Below are 18,151 nucleotides of genomic sequence, written 5' to 3' on the forward strand. Positions count from 1 at the left end.
GCTCAGGCGGCCGGTCCGTCCAGCCGGTCCGTTGCGGCCAGCTCGCGAATCAGACCGATCGCCTCGGCATCCATCTTGCGATAGGCGGCCTTCAGATAGCCTACGTAGTCGACGCCATCTTCCGGCAGATCGGCCACCGGCGTGTCGTAGCGGAAGCGCACGAACAGGTGCCCCTCGTCCGGCTCCTCTATCGTCACCACCAGTTCGCCGCCCAGATGGTTGCTGCCGGCGCGGGTGTGATAGTGCAGCCGCTGCTCGTGTTCGAGGTCGATGCGGTCATGCACGCTCAGCGCCCCCAGTTGCATGACGCGCTCGATATGCACGTCGCTGCGGCTGACCAGGGTCACGGCCTCGACGCCGGGCAGGAACTCGCCCGGTGCCTCGATGCGATGGATCAGCCCGCGCCACAGTTGCTGGCGCGTCAGTTGCGCCAGCATCGGGTTGTTCGGGTCGTTGACTTCAATCAGGTGTTCGTACTGCATGTGTCGCCCTTCGAACGTCAGGCCGGCGGACGTGAGCCCGCCGGCCTGACGAGGTGGGATTGCCGCCTTGCGGGTATCAGCCCAGCCACTTCCGCGCATTGGCGAACATGCGGAACCAGGCGCCGTTTTCGCCCCAGTCGGCCGGATGCCACGAGTTCTGCACCGTGCGGAACACCCGTTCCGGGTGCGGCATCATGATGGTGAAGCGACCGTCTTCCGTGGTCACGCTGGTGATGCCGGCCGGCGAGCCGTTCGGGTTCAGCGGATAGCGCTCGGTCGCCAGGCCGCGGCCGTCGACATAGCGCAGCGACACGATGGCCTTGTCCTGCGCTCCCGGCGCGAACACCGCACGGCCTTCACCATGGCTGACCACCACCGGCAGCCGGCTGCCGGCCATATCGGCCAGCAGGATCGACGGACTGTCCTGGATCTCGACCATGCTGAAGCGGGCCTCGAACTGTTCGGACGCATTGCGGTGGAACTTCGGCCATGCCTCGGCACCCGGGATGATTTCGGACAGATTCGACATCATCTGGCAACCGTTGCACACGCCAAGGGCAAACACGTCATTGCGGGCAAAGAAGTGCTCGAACTCGTCGCGGGCCCGGGCATTGAACAGGATGGACTTGGCCCAGCCTTCGCCGGCACCGAGTACGTCGCCGTAGCTGAAGCCACCGCAGGCGGCCAGGCCCTTGAAATCGTGCAGCGACACGCGACCGGCAATGATGTCGCTCATGTGAACATCGACGGCGGCAAAACCGGCGCGGTCGAAGGCGGCGGCCATTTCCAGCTGCCCGTTGACGCCCTGCTCGCGCAGGATGGCAATGCGCGGGCGGTTGCCGGTGGCGATGAACGGTGCGGCCGGGTTCTCGCTGACGTCGAACGACAGCCGCGCATCGAGGCGTGTGGCCGCGGTGTCGGCCAGCAGCGCATATTCGCTGTCGGCGCAGGCCGGATTGTCGCGCAGCCGCTGCAGCTGCCAGCTGGTCTCGCTCCAGGCCTTGAACAGATCGTGGCGGGCCTCGTCGAGGATCGGCTTGCCGCCGCGACGGACAATCAGCTTGTCCGCCTTGTTGGTCGAGCCGATAACGAACAGCGCGCGGCCAAGACCGGCGCGGGTGAAGCGCGAAATGGCTTCCGAGGTATGCGCCTTCTTCACCTGCAGCACGACACCGATTTCCTCGGTGAACAGCACTCGCATATTGCGTGCATGGTCGGCCTGCCCCGGATCGGACTGGGTGAAGTCATTGATGACGCGCTGCGTCACCTTGCGCTCGATCGCCAGTTCGTCGATGTCGATGGTCACGCCGACATGGCCGGCGAACATCATTTCCGCCAGCGTGGCGAACAGGCCGCCGTCGGAACGGTCATGGTAGGCGGTCAGCAGGTTGTCGCGCAGCAGCGACTGGACCGTCTCGAACAGGGCAATCAGTTCGCCCGGCTGGTCGAGGTCGGGCGCGCGGCCCAGCATGTCGCGATACACCTGGCTGAAGGCCGAACCGCCCAGCGCGCAACGGCCATGGCCGAGGTCGATCAGGATCAGGTCGGTATCGCCGTCGGCATTCAGCGCCGGCGTCACCGTGCGCTTGATGTCCTCGACCGGCGCGAAGGCGGTAATCACCAGCGACAGCGGCGCGGTCACGGCCTTCTGCTCGCCATCCTCCTGCCACACCGTCTTCATCGACAGCGAGTCCTTGCCGACCGGGATCGACACGCCGATGCGCTGGCACAGTCTGGACACGGCATCGACGGTGTCGTACAGCGCGGCTTCCTCGCCGGGATGGCCGGCTGCAGCCATCCAGTTCGCCGACAGCTTGATATTGCCGATGTTGCCCTGACCGATATAGGTAGCGGCGATATTGGTGATCGCCTCGGCCACGGCCAGGCGGCCGCTGGCCGCCGGGTTGAACAGCGCGGTCGGCGTACGCTCGCCCATCGCCATCGCTTCGCCGCGATAGCTGTTGAAGCCCATGGCAGTCACCGCCACGTCAGCGACCGGCACCTGCCAGCGACCGACCATCTGGTCACGCGCGGTCATGCCGCCAACGGTACGGTCACCAATGGTGATCAGGAAATTCTTGCTGGCCACCGCCGGCAGCCGCAGCACGCGGTAGGCGGTTTCCTTCAGTTCGTAGCGCGAGGCGTCGAACACGCGGAACGGACGCTCGATCCGCTGCACGTCACGCGTCATGCGCGGCGGCTTGCCGAGCAGCACGTCGAGCGGCATATCGACCGCGCTGTTGCCGAACAGGCTGTCGAGCACCTGCAGCTGGCGCTTGGCCGTCGCCGTGCCGACCACGGCAAACGGGCAGCGCTCGCGGTCGGCCAGGTCGCGGAATACCGCCATCGATTCCGGTGCCACCGCGAGCACATAGCGCTCCTGCGATTCGTTGCACCAGATTTCCTTCGGCGACATGCCGGTCTCTTCGATCAGCACCCGGCGCAGCTCGATCAGACCGCCACGGCCGGCGTCGTTGATCAGCTCCGGCAGCGCGTTGGACAGACCACCGGCACCGACGTCGTGAATCGACAGGATCGGGTTCTGTTCGCCCATCTGCCAGCAGCGGTCGATGACTTCCTGCGCACGGCGCTCGATTTCCGGATTGCCGCGCTGGACCGAATCGAAGTCCAGGTCGGCCACGTTCGAGCCGGTGTCCATCGACGATGCCGCCCCGCCGCCCAGGCCGATCAGGAAACCCGGACCACCGAGCACGATCAGCAGCGCGCCTTCTGGCAGCCCGTCCTTCTCGACATGCCGGCCCTGGATATTGCCCAGGCCGCCGGCAATCATGATCGGCTTGTGATAGCCGCGCACTTCGCCCTCGAAGGTCTGTTCGAAGGTACGGAAATAACCGGTCAGGTTCGGGCGGCCGAATTCATTGTTGAACGCGGCGCCGCCGATCGGACCATCGAGCATGATCTGCAGCGCGCTGGCGATGCGCGCCGGGCGGCCGTATTCACTGGCGGTGTCGGAATGGGCTTCCCACGGCTGGACAAAACCGGGAATGTTCAGGTTCGAGGTGGTGAAACCGGTCAGGCCGGCCTTCGGGCGCGAGCCGCGGCCGGTAGCGCCTTCGTCACGGATTTCCCCGCCGGAGCCGGTCGCCGCCCCCGGGAACGGCGAGATCGCCGTCGGGTGGTTGTGGGTCTCGACCTTCATCAGGATATGGGTCGGCTCGGTGTTGTACGCGTAGCCGTAGTGGCCGGCGACCGGATAGAAGCGGTCGATGAAACCGCCCTCGATCACCGACGAGTTGTCCTTGTACGCGACCAGCGTGCCCTGCGGGTGGGCGTCATGGGTGTCGCGGATCATGCGGAACAGGCTCTTGGCCTGTGCTTCACCGTCGATAATGAAATCGGCGTTGAAGATCTTGTGCCGGCAATGCTCGCTGTTCGCCTGCGCGAACATCATCAGTTCGACGTCGGTCGGGTTGCGCTGCATGGCACTGAAATTGTCGAACAAGTAATCAATTTCGTCGACCGACAGCGCCAGGCCCATTTCCCGGTTGGCGGCCTCCAGGGCGGCACGGCCGCCGGTCAGCACGTCGACGTGGGCCAGCGGGCGGGGCGCGACATGTTCGAACAGGCGGTCAGCGGCGGCAAAGTCGTCCCAGACCTGTTCGGTCATGCGGTCGGCCAGCAGTGCGGACAGCGTCGCGCGCTGCGCGGCATCCAGCGGATGGCCGGCCTCGACATACCAGGCCACCCCGCGCTCAAGGCGGCGAACCTGGGCCAGACCGCAATGGCTGGCAATGTCAGTCGCCTTGGACGACCATGGCGATACGGTACCCAGACGGGGCAGCACCAGGAACAGGTCGCCACCGGACGCGTCGCCCAGTGCGGATTCACCATAGGTCAGCAGGCGATCCAGCGTGGCCAGTTCTTCGGCGCTAAGCTCGGTATCGCTCTCAATGAAATGCCAGAACTCGGCCCGCACGGACAGGCCGGGGAGACCGGCTTCTGCGGCCGAACGTTCCAGCTTTTCGCTGCGGAACGAGGACAAGGCGGAACCGCCTCGGAGCTTGGAAATGACGGGCATTGCGACACTCGCATCGTAATGAAATCAAGCCGTGCATGATACAGTATTAACGCTGCCCCCATGAACTGGGCAACATCCACTATGGATTGATGCCCATCAAATCAGGAGAATACCGTGAAGAAGATCGAGGCCATTATCAAACCGTTCAAGCTCGACGAGGTCCGCGAGTCCCTGTCCGAGCTCGGCGTCAACGGCCTGACGGTCACCGAGGTCAAGGGGTTCGGTCGCCAGAAGGGCCACACCGAGCTGTACCGTGGCGCCGAGTACGTCGTCGACTTCCTGCCGAAGGTGAAGATCGAACTGGTGCTGGCCGACGATCTGGTCGACCGCGCGATCGAGTCGATCACCAACGCTGCCCGCACCGGCAAGATCGGCGATGGCAAGATCTTCGTGTTCCCGGTCGAACAGGTGGTCCGCATCCGCACCGGCGAAACCGGCGAAAGCGCGGTCTAGGCTGCACACTGCGCACAGCCGGGCGCGGTACTCTGCCTGATGGAATCCTGCCCGGTCCCGCCACCGCAAGGGAACGCCCGTCCGTTCTTCGCGGGAGGGGTTTATGGGCGGTCAAAGCCCCTCGCGACAACGCCGCGAGGGGCTTTTTTCTAGCGCACGCCGCGTTCGATCTGACTGACGTCGCGCACCGCACCGGTGTCCGCACTGGTGGTCATGGCCGCATAGGCGCGCAGGGCCGGCGTCACGACCCGGTCACGACCGACCGGCTTCCACGCATCGGCACCACGCGCCTCCATGGCGGCGCGCCGGCGCGCCAGCTCGTCATCGCTCACGACCAGGCGGATGCTGCGGTTCGGGATGTCGATTTCAATGCTGTCGCCCTCTTCCGCCAGACCGATCGCCCCACCCTCGGCCGCTTCCGGGCTGACGTGGCCGATGGACAGGCCGGAGGTACCACCGGAGAAACGGCCATCGGTCAGCAGTGCACATGCCTTGCCCAGTCCCTTGGACTTCAGGTAACTGGTCGGATACAGCATCTCCTGCATGCCCGGACCGCCCTTCGGACCTTCATAGCGGATCAGCACCAGATCGCCGGCAACGATCTGCTCGTCGAGGATGCTGGCCACGGCCGCATCCTGGCTTTCGAAAATCCGCACCCGGCCCGTGAACTTCAGAATCGACTCGTCGACCCCGGCCGTCTTCACGATGCAGCCGCGTTCGGCAATATTGCCGTACAGCACCGCCAGCCCGCCGTCCTGCGAGTAGGCGTGTGCACCATCGCGGATGCAGCCGTCGGCACGATCGTCGTCGAGCGACGGGTAGCGCATGCTCTGGCTGAAGGCCAGCGTGGTGCGCACCCCGCCCGGCGCCGCGCGGAAGCGCTCGCGCGCCCGATCGTCGCAGCCCGGACGCTTGATGTCCCAGCGGTCGAGCGCATCGCCCAGCGTCGGCGCATGCACGCTCGGCACATGGCGTTCGATCTTGCCCAGCCGGTCCAGTTCGCCAAGGATGCCGAGCACGCCGCCGGCGCGGTGCACGTCTTCCATGTGATATTTCTGCGTGGCCGGCGCGACCTTGCACAGGCATGGCACGCGGCGCGAGATACGGTCGATGTCGGCCATCCGGAAGTCAACGCCGGCTTCGCTGGCGGCGGCCAGCAGGTGCAGCACGGTATTGGTCGAGCCGCCCATCGCCACATCCAGGCTCATGGCGTTCTCGAACGCGGCCTTGGTGGCGATCGCACGCGGCAGCACCGTCGCGTCGTCCTGCTCGTAATAGCGGCGGGCCAGGTCGACGATGGTCCGGCCGGCTTCGAGGAACAGCTCCTTGCGGTCCGCATGCGTGGCGACCAGTGAACCATTGCCGGGCAGCGACAGGCCCAGCGCCTCGGTCAGGCAGTTCATCGAGTTGGCAGTAAACATGCCCGAGCAGCTGCCGCAGGTCGGACAGGCACTGCGTTCGACCCGGTCGACGTCCTCGTCGCTGACCTGGTCGTTGGCAGCTTCGACCATGGCATCGACCAGGTCGAGCTTGCGCACCGTGTCGCCCCACTGCACCTTGCCGGCCTCCATCGGGCCGCCGGACACGAAGATGACCGGGATGTTCAGCCGCAAGGCGGCCATCAGCATGCCCGGGGTGATCTTGTCACAGTTCGAGATGCACACCAGCGCATCGGCGCAGTGCGCATTGACCATGTATTCGACGCTGTCGGCAATCAGGTCGCGCGACGGCAGGCTGTACAGCATGCCGCCGTGGCCCATGGCGATGCCGTCATCGATGGCGATGGTGTTGAATTCCTTGGCGATGCCGCCGGCTTTCTCGATCTCGCGCGCGACCAGCTGGCCCAGGTTGTGCAGGTGGACATGACCGGGCACGAACTGGGTGAACGAGTTGGCAATGGCAATGATCGGCTTGCCGAAATCACCGTCCGACATGCCGGTAGCGCGCCACAGTGCGCGGGCACCGGCCATGTTGCGACCGTGGGTCGAGGTTCTGGAACGATAAGCGGGCATGGAGCTGTCCCTTTTCCCTTCAGCAATTGATGTAGTCGGGTGCGGCTGCCAGATGGCCTGGCGCCCCCGTTTCTGTTGTCTGTCGCGTCGCGTCGGGGTCACCGCGCGCGCTGGCCCGGCCGGCCCGGCGCCATGCGCGTCGGGTCGCGGGAGAAACCTGGGTACGGCTGTGGATGTACCTGCGAGCTCGCCACATTGTGCGCGGAAATGCGGGCGGCCGGAAGTCTCCGCCGGTGAAACGAAAAACCGGCAGTTCCCGCTATATAATGCCGCCTTTCTCTACAGGGCCAAGGTTCAGGCATGCTGACTCATCCGCAGTTCGATCCGATTGCCATCAGCATCGGTCCTCTGGCGATTCGCTGGTACGGTCTGATGTACCTGGTGGGATTCATTCTTTTCATCGTGCTCGGCAATCTGCGCATCCGGAAAGGCCACACCGCCTTTACCAGCAAGATGCTCGACGACCTGCTGTTCTGGGGCGTGCTTGGCGTGATTTTCGGCGGCCGGCTCGGCTATGTGCTGTTCTACAAGCTTGGCGACTACCTGGCCGATCCGCTCAGCATCCTCAAGGTGTGGGAAGGCGGCATGTCGTTCCACGGTGGCTTCCTCGGCGTGCTGGTCGCCTGCGCGCTGTTCGCCCGCAAGCACCGGCTGAGCTTCTGGGACATCACCGACTTCGTCGCGCCGCTGGTACCGCTCGGCCTGGCCACCGGCCGGATCGGCAACTTCATCAACGGCGAGCTGTGGGGTCGCATTACCGATCCGTCGCGACCGTGGGCGATGCTGTTCCCGCAGGCACGCAGCGAGGATCTGCGCGCGGCAGCAGGCAATCCGCAATGGCATGAATGGCTGACCCAGTATGGCGCCCTGCCGCGGCACCCGTCGCAGCTGTACCAGTTCGCGCTGGAAGGCATGCTGCTGTTCGTGATCCTGTGGTGCTATACCGCACGTCCGCGACCACGCGCCGCCGCCTCGGCGCTGTTCCTGATCGGTTACGGTGCATTCCGCTTTATCGCCGAGTTCGCCCGCGAGCCGGACGACTTCCTCGGCCTGCTGGTCATGCACCTGTCGATGGGACAGTGGCTGTCCCTGCCGATGGTGGTGGCCGGCGCCGCCCTGTGGCAGTGGGCGCACCGTCAGGCTGGCAACAGCTTCTCGCGCTAAGCTCGTTCACCTGCCCGCCGCGCCCTGCGGCGGGCCATCCCGTTCCCGGATCAGGACATCGTCGCCATGGAAAGTCTTTACCTGTTGATTCCGTTGAGCATCCTGCTGGTGTTCTGCATCGGCGCGCTGTTCTGGTGGGCGACCCACTCCGGCCAGTTCGACGATCTGGAAGGACCGGGTCACAGCGTACTGATGGATGACGACAAGCCCGAGCACACCGAAACCACCGGCCAGCACGACCGCTAGGTCTGCTGCGGCCCCATCCCCGCGCCACATTGACGCCGACGCCCGTCGGAAAGTTGCCAATCCGCGTTTCTTCCCCGTGACGCATGGCATAAGTTGATATGGCTGACGCCAGCTCCCGGCCGTCCATCACTTTATCCCGGTTTCTCCTCCGAACCTCGCCACAGCCCGCTGTGACGTGCGGCTGCTGTTGCATGCCCGCCGTCCGGTCCGTGTCATCTGGAGTGCACCATGTTATTCGACTCGAATGTATTCAACATGATCGACTGGACAGTCGATGGCGTCGAGCCCTGCACCGGCATGTATATCCGTACCCTGCCCCTTGCCAGCCTGCCATCCTGCCAATTGCAGGGGCCGGTGCTCGATCTGGCTTTGCGCTTCAATCAGTTCAATGCCAATGATTACGGCTTTGGTGTCGGCTGGGAATTGACACTGACCCGGGTCGAAGTCGAAGACAATGTGAGCACCCTGGTGCTGGCCAATGGCCAGCGCTATCGCATCCAGTCGACCGGTGACGGCCCGGTCACGCTGCAGTACAAAAAGACCCAGACCTTCAACTGCACAATGACCGGGCCCGGCGCCTACACCATCACTTACAAAAGCGGATTTATCGAGGAGCTGATCAATAACAAACTCCGCACCATCACCGCGCCCAATGGCAAGAAAATCTATTTCAACTGGCGCGACAACAAGGCATTCAGTATCCAGGATGAAAACCAGAACCGGGCCGGAAAGGGGGCCATGGTCGCCACCAAATGGTCAGGCCAGAACCATATCGTGGTCACCCCCAGAGGTTCCATCACTTATGCCACCGCGACCGACCCCGACAGCAAAATCCGCTCGCTGACCAGCGTAACGACAACAATGGGCACCGATGTGCTGACGCTCTATGCCGTCCAGTATCTGGTCCACAACACACGCTATCTGTGCATCAAGGACATTGTCTCGCTTGCGGAAAGCCGGCAACACGAAATCATTGCCTATCAGGCCATAAGTACGCCAGCGGGAATGCCGGGCAGTGTGTATGCCGTCGGCACACTGGACTTCGATACGTCAGGAAGCTATCTGGCCGAGTCCTTTGTCCGCACCCTTTATGCAAGGTCAACCGAGAACTACACCGGTTACCCGCTGGTCACCGCCTGGAAGAGCGATGTCGACAATCTGGAAGACTTGCCAGACAGCTTTACTTTCAGCGTCGAGGCGACAACAGCCGCAAAAAGGAAAATACAACACAGCTATAACAAATTCTATTTGCTGACCAGCGAACAGCCCATGGCGCCGGAAGATACCCCGACCAGCCCCAAACCGGGAAAGCTTGTCACATATGAATACCTGCTGGTGGCAAACAGTGGTATCAATTTCCAATCACCCACGTTCATGCTGCCCGTTACCATCAAAAATATTCGCCAGGACTACAATACCAAAACGGGGAAGCTCCAGCAGATTTCATCAAATACCCAGTACACCTACGACAATGATTCCAATATTACCATGCTCGTTAATCCTGACGGCACGGTAGAAAGATACACTTATTATCCGGCGACCGGGTCCAGCCAGGGAAGTACCATATTCTGCCCCCCCGATCCGGGCGGATTTATCAATTATCTGAGAGAAAAAACCCTTTCCCCTTATAACAGCAAGATTGATCATCTGCACATCAACACTTATGCCTATATTGCCATTGCCAACACCAATCTGGTTCAGCTGCGCGAAGCCGTTCTGTCCTCCCGCAGCCAGGGAAAAGGCGTCATGCCTGTCAACTGGACAAAAGAAGAATACGAGTATCAGACAAACCCGGCCGAGGCTTTCTATGGCTCACGAATCAAAACGACATTCAGCATGCTGTATGAGAACAGCACACCCTGCGTCACAACAACCACGGTCAATTTTAGCCTTGCGCAAAACAGCGTCTCCATCCTGACCACCCGGATCGGGTTCGATGACAAACCGGAAGCCCCGACAAGAAATTTCCATACGGAAGTCCGCACTGCCGATTGCGGCGATGTCACGCAATCGACTGACAACAACAACCTGACCCGTTTTTTTACCTACGACGCACTGGGACGTCTGACCAAAACCACATTGCCGTGGGGACCGGGAGTGGACGACTGGGCAACGATAACGACAAGCTATTTTCCAGCCACTGGCATAAAGCATACTCAGGACAGTCGGGAGCGTTTTCAGCGGACATTTACATTGAACAGCCGCGGCGATCCGCTGACGGAAAGCTACAGCCTGACCTTGACGGGGCAAGGGGGAATACCCGTAACCCATGACTACCTGATGACGGAAAACACCTACAACAGTCTGTTTCAACTGGAAAAAAGTATCATTTACGATTACACCCTGGAAAAAAGGATCAAACTGACCGCAACAACGCGCTACCAGTGGAGTCTTTTTGATGAGATCCTGTTTCAGGAAAATCCGGATATCAGCAACGATACCTACACGTATCACTATCTCGACAATACGATCAGTGTCACACACCAGCCAGGCAACAGCACCGTCATCTCGACCTACAACAATAAAGGTGCGATCGTCAGGCGCACAAGCACGTCAACCTGGAAAGACAAGAGCAGCGATGGCGATACCGAGCAGTTTCTGTATGACGGATACTGGAACCTCATCAACCATTCCCATAGCAGCGGAGAGACGCTGACCTATGCTTATGATTTTCTGGGGCGGGTCCTGGCTCAGAAAGGAGAAATCAGCGGCAACAAAACCTATGGTTATGCGCTGCACACGACCGCGGCACTGGTCACGGAGATCAAGGTTGACGGTACCAGCATGGGGCAACGCACTTATGACGGGCTGGACCGTGAAACCAGTTCCATCGTGGGCAAGGCCACGACCCGGATTTCCTACGATGGTTCCAGCATCCAGACCCAGCCCAGCATGGTCTCCATCAACAACGGCCGGGTGTTCAAATATACCTATAATGCGGCACTGAATCAGTTGACGTCGAGAACCGTGACGCCATGCCCCACCCAGCAAAATCCGGCACCCGCACCGACAGGAAACCGGACCTATAAATTTCTCCATGACAGCGGACTGCCAGCCAGCGCCAGCAATGTCATCGACAGCTATACCCGGCTGTTTGGTTATGATGAATTCAATAATTTATCGAGTGAAACAGGCAATTACTTTTCTCCAAATATTACCAGAAGACAGCCTTATTCCATCAATATTTTTTCTACCATACGAGGACTTCCCATCAGGGCCGACGTCCGGCTGATTGACCCTGACGACGAGAGAAAAAACATTACGGTTACCAAAAACTATCTGTACCAGTCCGAAGGGGGGCACCTGATCCAGGAGGAGTGCCTGATCAATAGCCAACTCCATTCCCGCATCAATTACAGTCGTGATGCAGCGGGAAACCTGGTGGATCTCGACACCTACGCCCATATCGGCGACGGCAAGAAAACCATCATGCCTGTCCCTGACACTCCCGCCCAGTACTTCGCAAAAATTCATACCAAATTTTCTTATGCCTGGTTCAACCTGCTGCAAAGCAAAACCAATTTCTGCTCAAAACACCCATCACCCATTCTAGAACAGCGATTTTCTTATAACAGAATGAATTTACTGACGCAGGCAAGAACCACCACAGGTGGCACACATGCATTAAGATGGTCAGAATTTTATTCATACACGAAAGCCGGGACCCTGACGCGGTGGCAAAAATCCGGCAACATCAATTTCCAGGACCCGTTCTTGCACTGGATCCGATCCCAGTTTTTCTCTTACAGCACATCAGGCAATATTATGGGAATCAATGCCGAACATTCCACAGGCAGGCTGCGTATCAACTATGAATACACAGACGCATTCGTCCTGAGCAAAATCACCCGACAAGCCATCGATAATAATGGGCAACCCAAAGGGAACCCAGCAACGGTCAGCTATACAACCGACAGTGAAGGAAATGTTATTTCCGAAATAACAAAGGAGCCCACCACGACCTATACAACCAATTACAACTATGGAGGAGAAACCAATTTTTCATCCATAAAAAAATCCAGCAGCACAACGGCCAATCTTATCAATTCACGCTATTACTACGATGCCAGCGACACCATTCTTTCTATAGAAAAAGACCCCGGGGAAAAATATACGACTGTCCATTGTCGGTATTATTTATTCAACGAAATCATCGCTGAATGCACTTATATAGACACATCCAGAGCCACTTCAAAAACCTACACCATCTTTCATCATGGCAATAGTGAAACACTGCTGATCAGCAGCATCAGTCCCGATCAGAACGTCGTCACCTACCCCTGCCTCAACCAGCCCAATGGCAGCCAGATTGCCGTAGGCGAGTATTTTTCCCTGGTGCCGCCGCAAGAAGGGGGCCCGCTGTCAAGAACCTACCTGCCCCAGTACCGGATTTACCTGCAGGGGCAAAATGCCTATGGCTACGTTTTCAGAACGAAGCACAGTGACCACCTGATCCATCCCGTGTACAAGTACGACTACCGTACGGGCAAGATGGTGGAAACGCTGGAATACCCGCTATCCTCCGTGTAACAGGCAATGCGCCGCCCCGCACCGGGCAATCATCCGGTTTTTTTCAGCCAGTCGGCCCACTGTGCCGCCACGCGGCTGGCTTCATGCCGGTCCTCCATGTGCCGCCTGGCCGTGCAACTGAGTGCCAGTGCAAATTCTGGCGAATCGACCAGTCGTGCGATGGCATGGGCAAGCGAATCGGCATCGGCCGGCGGCACCAGCAAACCGTCAACACCTTCACGCAGTCGCTCCGGCACGGCACCGATCCGTGTTGCCACGCACGGCAGACCCTGCGCCATGCCGACCAGCAACGCCTCTCCGCTGCCCGGCAGCAATGCCGGCTCGATCAGTGCATCGACTCCGCGCAGCCGAGTGCGCACTGCCGCAGCCGGCGCTGATGGCAGCCATTCGATCCGTGAAGACAGATTCAGCTGGTCAGCCCGGCTTTTCAGTTCGTCTGCCAATGGCCCGTCGCCAATCAGCAGCAACTGGAGCGGGTAAGCGGCCTTGACCAGCATTGCCATCGCTTCCAGCAGGGTGGCGTGGCCACTGGCGGCGACCAGCGGGCCGACCGCCATCAGCCTGAATGCCCCGCTGCGGGCCCGCGGCGGCTGCCAGTCGTGGCGAAGCAGGTCGATGGCCGGCGGCACCAGCACGGCGGCCGGCTCGCCACCTGCAGCCAGCCAGTGCGCCTGCGCATAGAAACTGTCGCACAGCACCTGTCCGTCCGCTGGCGGGCTGGCCAGCCCGGTGCGCGCCCACCACAGACAGGGAATCCCCAGCTCGCGATGCAGGGCACGCCCCAGCCAGACCGATTGCGCGTCCCCTCCCAGCAGCAGGCTGTCGACTTTTTCCGCCCGCAGGGTGGCGGCCATCTCGCGCGCCGCACCCAGCCACGGCCAGTGGGCGCGCGACAGTCCCCTGAGCCGCCATGGCCGGCGCAATGCCGCCGGCCACCAGCGGGCGCCGGGGCTGGGGCTGACCGGCACCACGGTAATGCCGACCCGCGTCAGCGCCTGCTGCCAGGCCGACTGCACACCAAGCGGGTCCGGCACGCTCGCCTCCGCCACCCAGCCGAGACGACGGAGCGGCCAACGCTGCTGCGGCGTGGCCGGTGACGGGGTATACAGCGCCGTGTCCATGGCGGGCTCCGGGTCGGGAACTGACTTCTTTACCTTGTCGCCAGGCAGCCGGCTTTGTCAATGAAACGATGCGCCAGCCCCCGCAAACAAACAAAAAAACCCCGTCATGAAGACGGGGCCGGGTATTTCAGGCAGCGATGCGGTTTACGCACCCAGCGCGCGGAAAATCGCGTCACGGATGCCGTCGACCGAACCCACGCCCGGGACCTTCACGTACTTCGGCGCGGTCCTGTCGCCGGATGCGGCCATGTCGGAGTAGTAACCGACCAGCACTTCGGTCTGTTCGTGGTAGATGTCGAGGCGTTTCTTGACCGTCGCCGCGTCGTCGTCCGGGCGCTGGACCAGGTCTTCTCCGGTTTCGTCGTCCTTGCCGGCCACTTTCGGCGGGTTGAACTTGATATGGTAGGTACGGCCCGACGGCAGGTGGATGCGGCGGCCCGACATGCGCTCGACGATCTCGCTGTCCGGCACGTCGATCTCGACCACGTAGTCGATGTTCACGCCGGCAGCCTTCATGGCTTCTGCCTGCGGGATGGTGCGCGGGAAGCCGTCGAACAGGAAACCGTTGGCGCAGTCGGCCTGGGTGATGCGTTCCTTGACCAGACCGATGATGATTTCATCCGAGACCAGCCCGCCGGCATCCATCACTTTTTTCGCTTCCAGGCCCAGCGGCGTGCCGGCCTTGACCGCAGCGCGCAGCATGTCGCCGGTGGAGATTTGCGGAATGGCGAATTTTTCGGTGATGTACTTGGCCTGGGTGCCCTTGCCGGCACCCGGTGCGCCCAACAGGATCAGTTTCATGTGTGACTCCAACGTAGAAAAGACAATCGTGTTCTTGTGTCATCGGGCAGCGAACAGCCGGCGGACACGCTCGAGATCGTCGGGCGTGTCGACGCCGGGTGCAGGCGCGCCGGTCAGCGTGGCAACCGTGATCGGAAAGCCGTGCCACAGCACCCGCAGCTGTTCGAGGGCTTCGATGCTCTCGATCGGTGCGGGGGACAGCTCGCGGTACTGGCGCAGGAATCCCGCCCGGTAGGCGTAGATGCCGACGTGCCGCAAGGCGGGGTGGTCCGCCGGCAGCACGGACCGGTCCGTCGCAAAGGCGTCGCGCGCCCAGGGCAGTGGTGCCCGGCTAAAGTAAAGGGCGCGGTTATGACGGTCAAGTACGACTTTGACCACATTCGGGCTGAAGAAGTCCGCCGCATTGTCCAGCGGGTGCGCGGCGGTCGACATCGGCGCGTCGCTGCCGTCCAGGGCTGCGGCCACGCAGTCGATCACCCCGGGCTCGATCAGCGGTTCGTCGCCCTGCACATTGACGACGATCTGGCCGTCGGCCAGCGTCAGCAGATCGGCGACCTCGGCCAGCCGGTCGGTGCCGCTCGGGTGGTCGGCGGCGGTCATGACCGCCTCGACACCGTGTTCGCTGCAGGCCGCCAGGATGCGCGGATGATCGGTCGCCACCACCACGCGGCCGGCGCGGCTGCGCGCCGCCTGCTCGGCCACGCGCACCACCATCGGCTTGCCGGCGATATCGGCCAGCGGCTTGTCGGGCAGACGGGTCGATTTCAGCCGCGACGGGATGACGACGACGAAATCGGCCGACATCAGCCGATGTCCTCGTCTGCGGCGAGTTCGCGCGCATCACTTTCCAGCATGACCGGGATATCGTCCCGGATCGGGAAAGCCAGGCGATCGCCCTTGCAGACCAGTTCCTGTGCGTCCTTGCGCAACACGAGCGGGCCCTTGCAAACCGGGCAGACCAGGATTTCGAGCAGTTTGGCGTCCATGTGCAGTCACAGTCCTTCGAGGGTTCGGGCCAGCCAGCGCCCGAGATCGGGTTCCATCACGGCGGCAACCGGCAAAGCCCAGATTCTAGCATCCTTGCCCTGCCGCAGTTTTACCGCGTCCTTTTCCGTGACCAGGATGGCGTCGGCATCGGGCATGTCGCCGTCGGCATAGTGATGGTGGTCGGGAAACGCATACTGGCGCGGATGCAGGCCCAGCGACGCCAGCGTGGCGAAGAAACGCTCCGGATGGCCAATGCCGGCCACGGCCGCGCAGTCCTTCCCGGCCAGATCGGCGGCCTCGCAGTACCGGTCCGGTGCAACCAGTTGCCAGAAACGCCCGGGGCGCAGTGTCATGACGAAGCCCGGCACGCCGGCCGGCAGCAGGTCCGGCCGCGCCGCGCCATGGCTCACCACGGCATCGACCGTCGCCAGCCGGCCCCGTGGCTCGCGCAGCGGGCCTGCGGGCAGCCGCCAGCCATTGCCGAGCCCGCGTGCGGCATCCAGCACCGCGATCTCGACATCGCGCGCCAGCCGGTAATGCTGGAGCCCGTCATCGGACAGCAGCACGTCGACATCGGGATGCGCCGCCAGCAGCGCGCGTCCGGCGGCAACGCGGTCGCGGCCGACCCAGACCGGGCAGCCAGTGGTCGCCAGCAGCAGCGGCTCGTCGCCGACTTCAGCGGCCGCACTGTCCACCGTCACTGCCGTCGGCGCCTGGTGACTGCCGCCATAGCCGCGGCTGATCACGCCGGGGTGCCAGCCCTGCGCCCGCAGCGCGTCGACCAGATAGCGGGTCAGCGGTGTCTTGCCGACACCGCCGACATTGATGTTGCCAACCACCACCACCGGTACCGGCAGGCGCTCGCAGCGCAACCAGCCATGGCGATACGCGCAGCGGCGCACACCGCTGACCAGGACAAACAGGGCCGACAGCGGCGCCAGCAGCAGGGTCAATGCCGGGTGCGGCGCATACCAGTGCGCTTCGATCAGGCGGGACAGGCTCATGATGCCCGACGCGCGGTCGCGGCGAAGGTCACCCGGTTCAGACCGGCCAGGCGGGCCGCTTCCAGCACCCGCATCACATTGCGGTGCGGCGTCATCTCGTCGGCATAGATCACCAGCGGATGGTCGGCGTTGCCGGCTGCCGCCGCTGTCAGCAACTTCGACAGCGTGGCGGCGTCAGGCAGGGCGAGCGTCTTGCCATCGCCGATGCGGACCTCGCCCTTCGCGTCCAGTCCGACCGCCAGCGGCGCGGTAGCGGCAACGCCCGGCCGGGCACCGAGGGTCGGCAGGTTCAGCTTGAGGTCGGCAAAGCGCGAATAACTGGTGGTCACCATCAGGAAGATCAGCACCACCAGCAGCAGGTCGATCAGCGGAATGAAGTTGATTTCCGGCTCGTCACGCCGGCGACCGCGACGGAAGTCCATCAGCGCGGCTCCGCATGCACGACTTCGACCAGTCGCAGCGCCTGCTGCTCCATGTCGAGCAGCAATTGGTCGGAACGGGCACGGAAATGGCGGTAGAAGATCATGCTCGGGATGGCGACGATCAGACCGAAGGCCGTGTTGTACAGGGCAATGGAGATGCCGTGCGCCAGCTGCATCGGGTTTTCACCGGCCGGTCCCTGCGCCGCGAAGATTTCGATCATGCCGAAGACGGTGCCCAGCAGGCCAAGCAGCGGCGCCATGGCGGCGATGGTGCCCAGCGTGGTCAGGAAACGGTCCAGCTCCGGCGACACGCCACGCCCGGCCTCCTCGATCGCATCCTTCATGATTTCGCGCGGCTGTTCGGCATTGCGCAGGCCGGCGGCCAGCACGCGCGCCAACGGCGCACCGGACGCCATGCGCCGGATCAGACCGTCATCGGCCCCCTGGCGGCGCCAGGTGTCCAGCGTCTCGTCGAGCAGGCATGGCGGGGCAACCACGGCGGCGCGCAGGCTCCACAGCCGTTCCAGGATGATGGCGAGCGCGATCACCGAGGCAAGAATCAGAAACCAGATCGGCCATCCGGCCGCTTCAATTATGGCCAACACGGGTACATGACTCCGGGCTTTAGCAGACGGTACACTTTACGCGACGCCGGCGATGACCGGCAACCATGAAGAAATTTCCCTGAAAAGTGAAATTGCAGCCAAATGCATGTCCGGCAAGGATTTTTTCATGTCATCCACAAAAGCTGTGGATAACATTGTGAGCAATGTACCCCCACCCCGCTCCAGCCAGCGCCAATACTGGCTTGCAGTTGATTTGCCTGTTTTGTGTGCAATTTTTCAGAATCGTTTTAAATCAACAACTTGAACAAGCCCCTCTTGCCATTC

At 62.2% G+C, this 18,151-nt stretch carries 15 protein-coding genes; 5 read left to right on the plus strand and 10 right to left on the minus strand.

What is annotated here, in order from left to right; genetic code table 11:
* Positions 1-2: 2 nt before the first annotated feature.
* Positions 3-482: an AtaL-like protein gene (locus tag Q352_RS0112535; protein WP_028499649.1), complete on the minus strand. Its 480-nt coding sequence runs from the start codon at positions 480-482 to the stop codon at positions 3-5.
* A 76-nt stretch (positions 483-558) separates the two neighbouring features.
* Positions 559-4,521, minus strand: coding sequence for a phosphoribosylformylglycinamidine synthase (purL, locus tag Q352_RS0112540; RefSeq protein ID WP_028499650.1), 3,963 nt, complete (start codon positions 4,519-4,521; stop codon positions 559-561).
* Between the two features lie 114 nt (positions 4,522-4,635).
* Between purL and Q352_RS0112545 the strand changes: the two genes are divergently transcribed.
* The gene (locus Q352_RS0112545; protein ID WP_028499651.1) at positions 4,636-4,974 is read left to right on the plus strand and encodes a P-II family nitrogen regulator; all 339 of its coding nucleotides are present in this window, start codon (positions 4,636-4,638) and stop codon (positions 4,972-4,974) included.
* A 149-nt stretch (positions 4,975-5,123) separates the two neighbouring features.
* On the opposite strand, the gene ilvD is transcribed toward Q352_RS0112545, so the two are convergent.
* Positions 5,124-6,986 (minus strand): dihydroxy-acid dehydratase, encoded by a 1,863-nt coding sequence (gene ilvD, locus Q352_RS0112550; protein ID WP_028499652.1) that lies wholly within the window; start codon positions 6,984-6,986, stop codon positions 5,124-5,126.
* Between the two features lie 300 nt (positions 6,987-7,286).
* Here ilvD and lgt point away from each other — a divergent pair, with 300 nt between their 5' ends.
* The 3 genes from lgt to Q352_RS0112565 all read left to right on the plus strand — a co-directional run bounded on the left by lgt (position 7,287) and on the right by Q352_RS0112565 (position 12,926).
* A complete protein-coding gene (lgt, locus tag Q352_RS0112555) occupies positions 7,287-8,150 on the plus strand; it encodes a prolipoprotein diacylglyceryl transferase (protein WP_028499653.1) in 864 nt (287 codons plus the stop codon).
* 66 nt (positions 8,151-8,216) lie between these two features.
* Positions 8,217-8,396, plus strand: a complete 180-nt coding sequence (gene ccoS, locus Q352_RS0112560; protein WP_028499654.1) for a cbb3-type cytochrome oxidase assembly protein CcoS — start codon at positions 8,217-8,219, stop codon at positions 8,394-8,396.
* 228 nt (positions 8,397-8,624) lie between these two features.
* The gene (locus Q352_RS0112565; protein WP_028499655.1) at positions 8,625-12,926 is read left to right on the plus strand and encodes an RHS repeat domain-containing protein; all 4,302 of its coding nucleotides are present in this window, start codon (positions 8,625-8,627) and stop codon (positions 12,924-12,926) included.
* A gap of 29 nt (positions 12,927-12,955) precedes the next feature.
* Here the strand turns inward: Q352_RS0112565 and Q352_RS22350 are convergent, their stop codons facing one another.
* From Q352_RS22350 to Q352_RS0112600, 7 genes are all read right to left on the minus strand, one after another.
* A complete protein-coding gene (locus Q352_RS22350; RefSeq protein ID WP_028499656.1) occupies positions 12,956-14,047 on the minus strand; it encodes a glycosyltransferase family 4 protein in 1,092 nt (363 codons plus the stop codon).
* 144 nt (positions 14,048-14,191) lie between these two features.
* Complete coding sequence (gene adk / locus Q352_RS0112575) at positions 14,192-14,848, minus strand: adenylate kinase (RefSeq protein WP_028499657.1); 657 nt, start codon at positions 14,846-14,848, stop codon at positions 14,192-14,194.
* Positions 14,849-14,887: 39 nt separating this feature from the next.
* Complete coding sequence (gene kdsB / locus Q352_RS0112580; RefSeq protein ID WP_028499658.1) at positions 14,888-15,652, minus strand: 3-deoxy-manno-octulosonate cytidylyltransferase; 765 nt, start codon at positions 15,650-15,652, stop codon at positions 14,888-14,890.
* Entirely contained in the window at positions 15,652-15,834 is a 183-nt protein-coding gene (locus tag Q352_RS0112585) for a Trm112 family protein (protein ID WP_028499659.1), read from the minus strand. Before Q352_RS0112585 ends, kdsB begins: the two co-directional genes overlap by 1 nt.
* Before the next feature lie 6 nt (positions 15,835-15,840).
* Positions 15,841-16,839 carry a tetraacyldisaccharide 4'-kinase gene (gene lpxK / locus Q352_RS0112590; RefSeq protein ID WP_036386219.1) on the minus strand — a complete coding sequence of 333 codons (999 nt, stop codon included), beginning with the start codon at positions 16,837-16,839 and terminating at the stop codon, positions 15,841-15,843.
* The gene (locus tag Q352_RS0112595; protein ID WP_028499661.1) at positions 16,836-17,261 is read right to left on the minus strand and encodes an ExbD/TolR family protein; all 426 of its coding nucleotides are present in this window, start codon (positions 17,259-17,261) and stop codon (positions 16,836-16,838) included. The genes lpxK and Q352_RS0112595 overlap by 4 nt, the downstream gene beginning before the upstream one ends.
* Entirely contained in the window at positions 17,261-17,866 is a 606-nt protein-coding gene (locus tag Q352_RS0112600) for a MotA/TolQ/ExbB proton channel family protein (protein ID WP_028499662.1), read from the minus strand. The genes Q352_RS0112595 and Q352_RS0112600 overlap by 1 nt, the downstream gene beginning before the upstream one ends.
* A 52-nt stretch (positions 17,867-17,918) precedes the next feature.
* On the opposite strand from Q352_RS0112600, the gene Q352_RS23410 reads away from it, so the two are divergent.
* Positions 17,919-18,131 (plus strand): hypothetical protein, encoded by a 213-nt coding sequence (locus Q352_RS23410; protein WP_156952540.1) that lies wholly within the window; start codon positions 17,919-17,921, stop codon positions 18,129-18,131.
* Positions 18,132-18,151 lie beyond the last annotated feature (20 nt).

It is taken from the genome of Microvirgula aerodenitrificans DSM 15089, assembly GCF_000620105.1.
In the GTDB taxonomy this organism is placed as follows: domain Bacteria; phylum Pseudomonadota; class Gammaproteobacteria; order Burkholderiales; family Aquaspirillaceae; genus Microvirgula; species Microvirgula aerodenitrificans.

Excerpts from the sequence above, each read along its gene's own strand:
- Q352_RS0112535 (WP_028499649.1), bottom strand. The coding sequence starts at position 482 with ATGCAGTACGAACACCTGATTGAAGTCAACGACCCGAACAACCCGATG.
- purL (WP_028499650.1), bottom strand. The coding sequence starts at position 4,521 with ATGCCCGTCATTTCCAAGCTCCGAGGCGGTTCCGCCTTGTCCTCGTTC.
- ilvD (WP_028499652.1), bottom strand. The coding sequence starts at position 6,986 with ATGCCCGCTTATCGTTCCAGAACCTCGACCCACGGTCGCAACATGGCC.
- lgt (WP_028499653.1), top strand. The coding sequence starts at position 7,287 with ATGCTGACTCATCCGCAGTTCGATCCGATTGCCATCAGCATCGGTCCT.
- ccoS (WP_028499654.1), top strand. The coding sequence starts at position 8,217 with ATGGAAAGTCTTTACCTGTTGATTCCGTTGAGCATCCTGCTGGTGTTC.
- Q352_RS0112565 (WP_028499655.1), top strand. The coding sequence starts at position 8,625 with ATGTTATTCGACTCGAATGTATTCAACATGATCGACTGGACAGTCGAT.
- Q352_RS22350 (WP_028499656.1), bottom strand. The coding sequence starts at position 14,047 with ATGGACACGGCGCTGTATACCCCGTCACCGGCCACGCCGCAGCAGCGT.
- adk (WP_028499657.1), bottom strand. The coding sequence starts at position 14,848 with ATGAAACTGATCCTGTTGGGCGCACCGGGTGCCGGCAAGGGCACCCAG.
- kdsB (WP_028499658.1), bottom strand. The coding sequence starts at position 15,652 with ATGTCGGCCGATTTCGTCGTCGTCATCCCGTCGCGGCTGAAATCGACC.
- Q352_RS0112585 (WP_028499659.1), bottom strand. The coding sequence starts at position 15,834 with ATGGACGCCAAACTGCTCGAAATCCTGGTCTGCCCGGTTTGCAAGGGC.
- lpxK (WP_036386219.1), bottom strand. The coding sequence starts at position 16,839 with ATGAGCCTGTCCCGCCTGATCGAAGCGCACTGGTATGCGCCGCACCCG.
- Q352_RS0112595 (WP_028499661.1), bottom strand. The coding sequence starts at position 17,261 with ATGGACTTCCGTCGCGGTCGCCGGCGTGACGAGCCGGAAATCAACTTC.
- Q352_RS23410 (WP_156952540.1), top strand. The coding sequence starts at position 17,919 with ATGACCGGCAACCATGAAGAAATTTCCCTGAAAAGTGAAATTGCAGCC.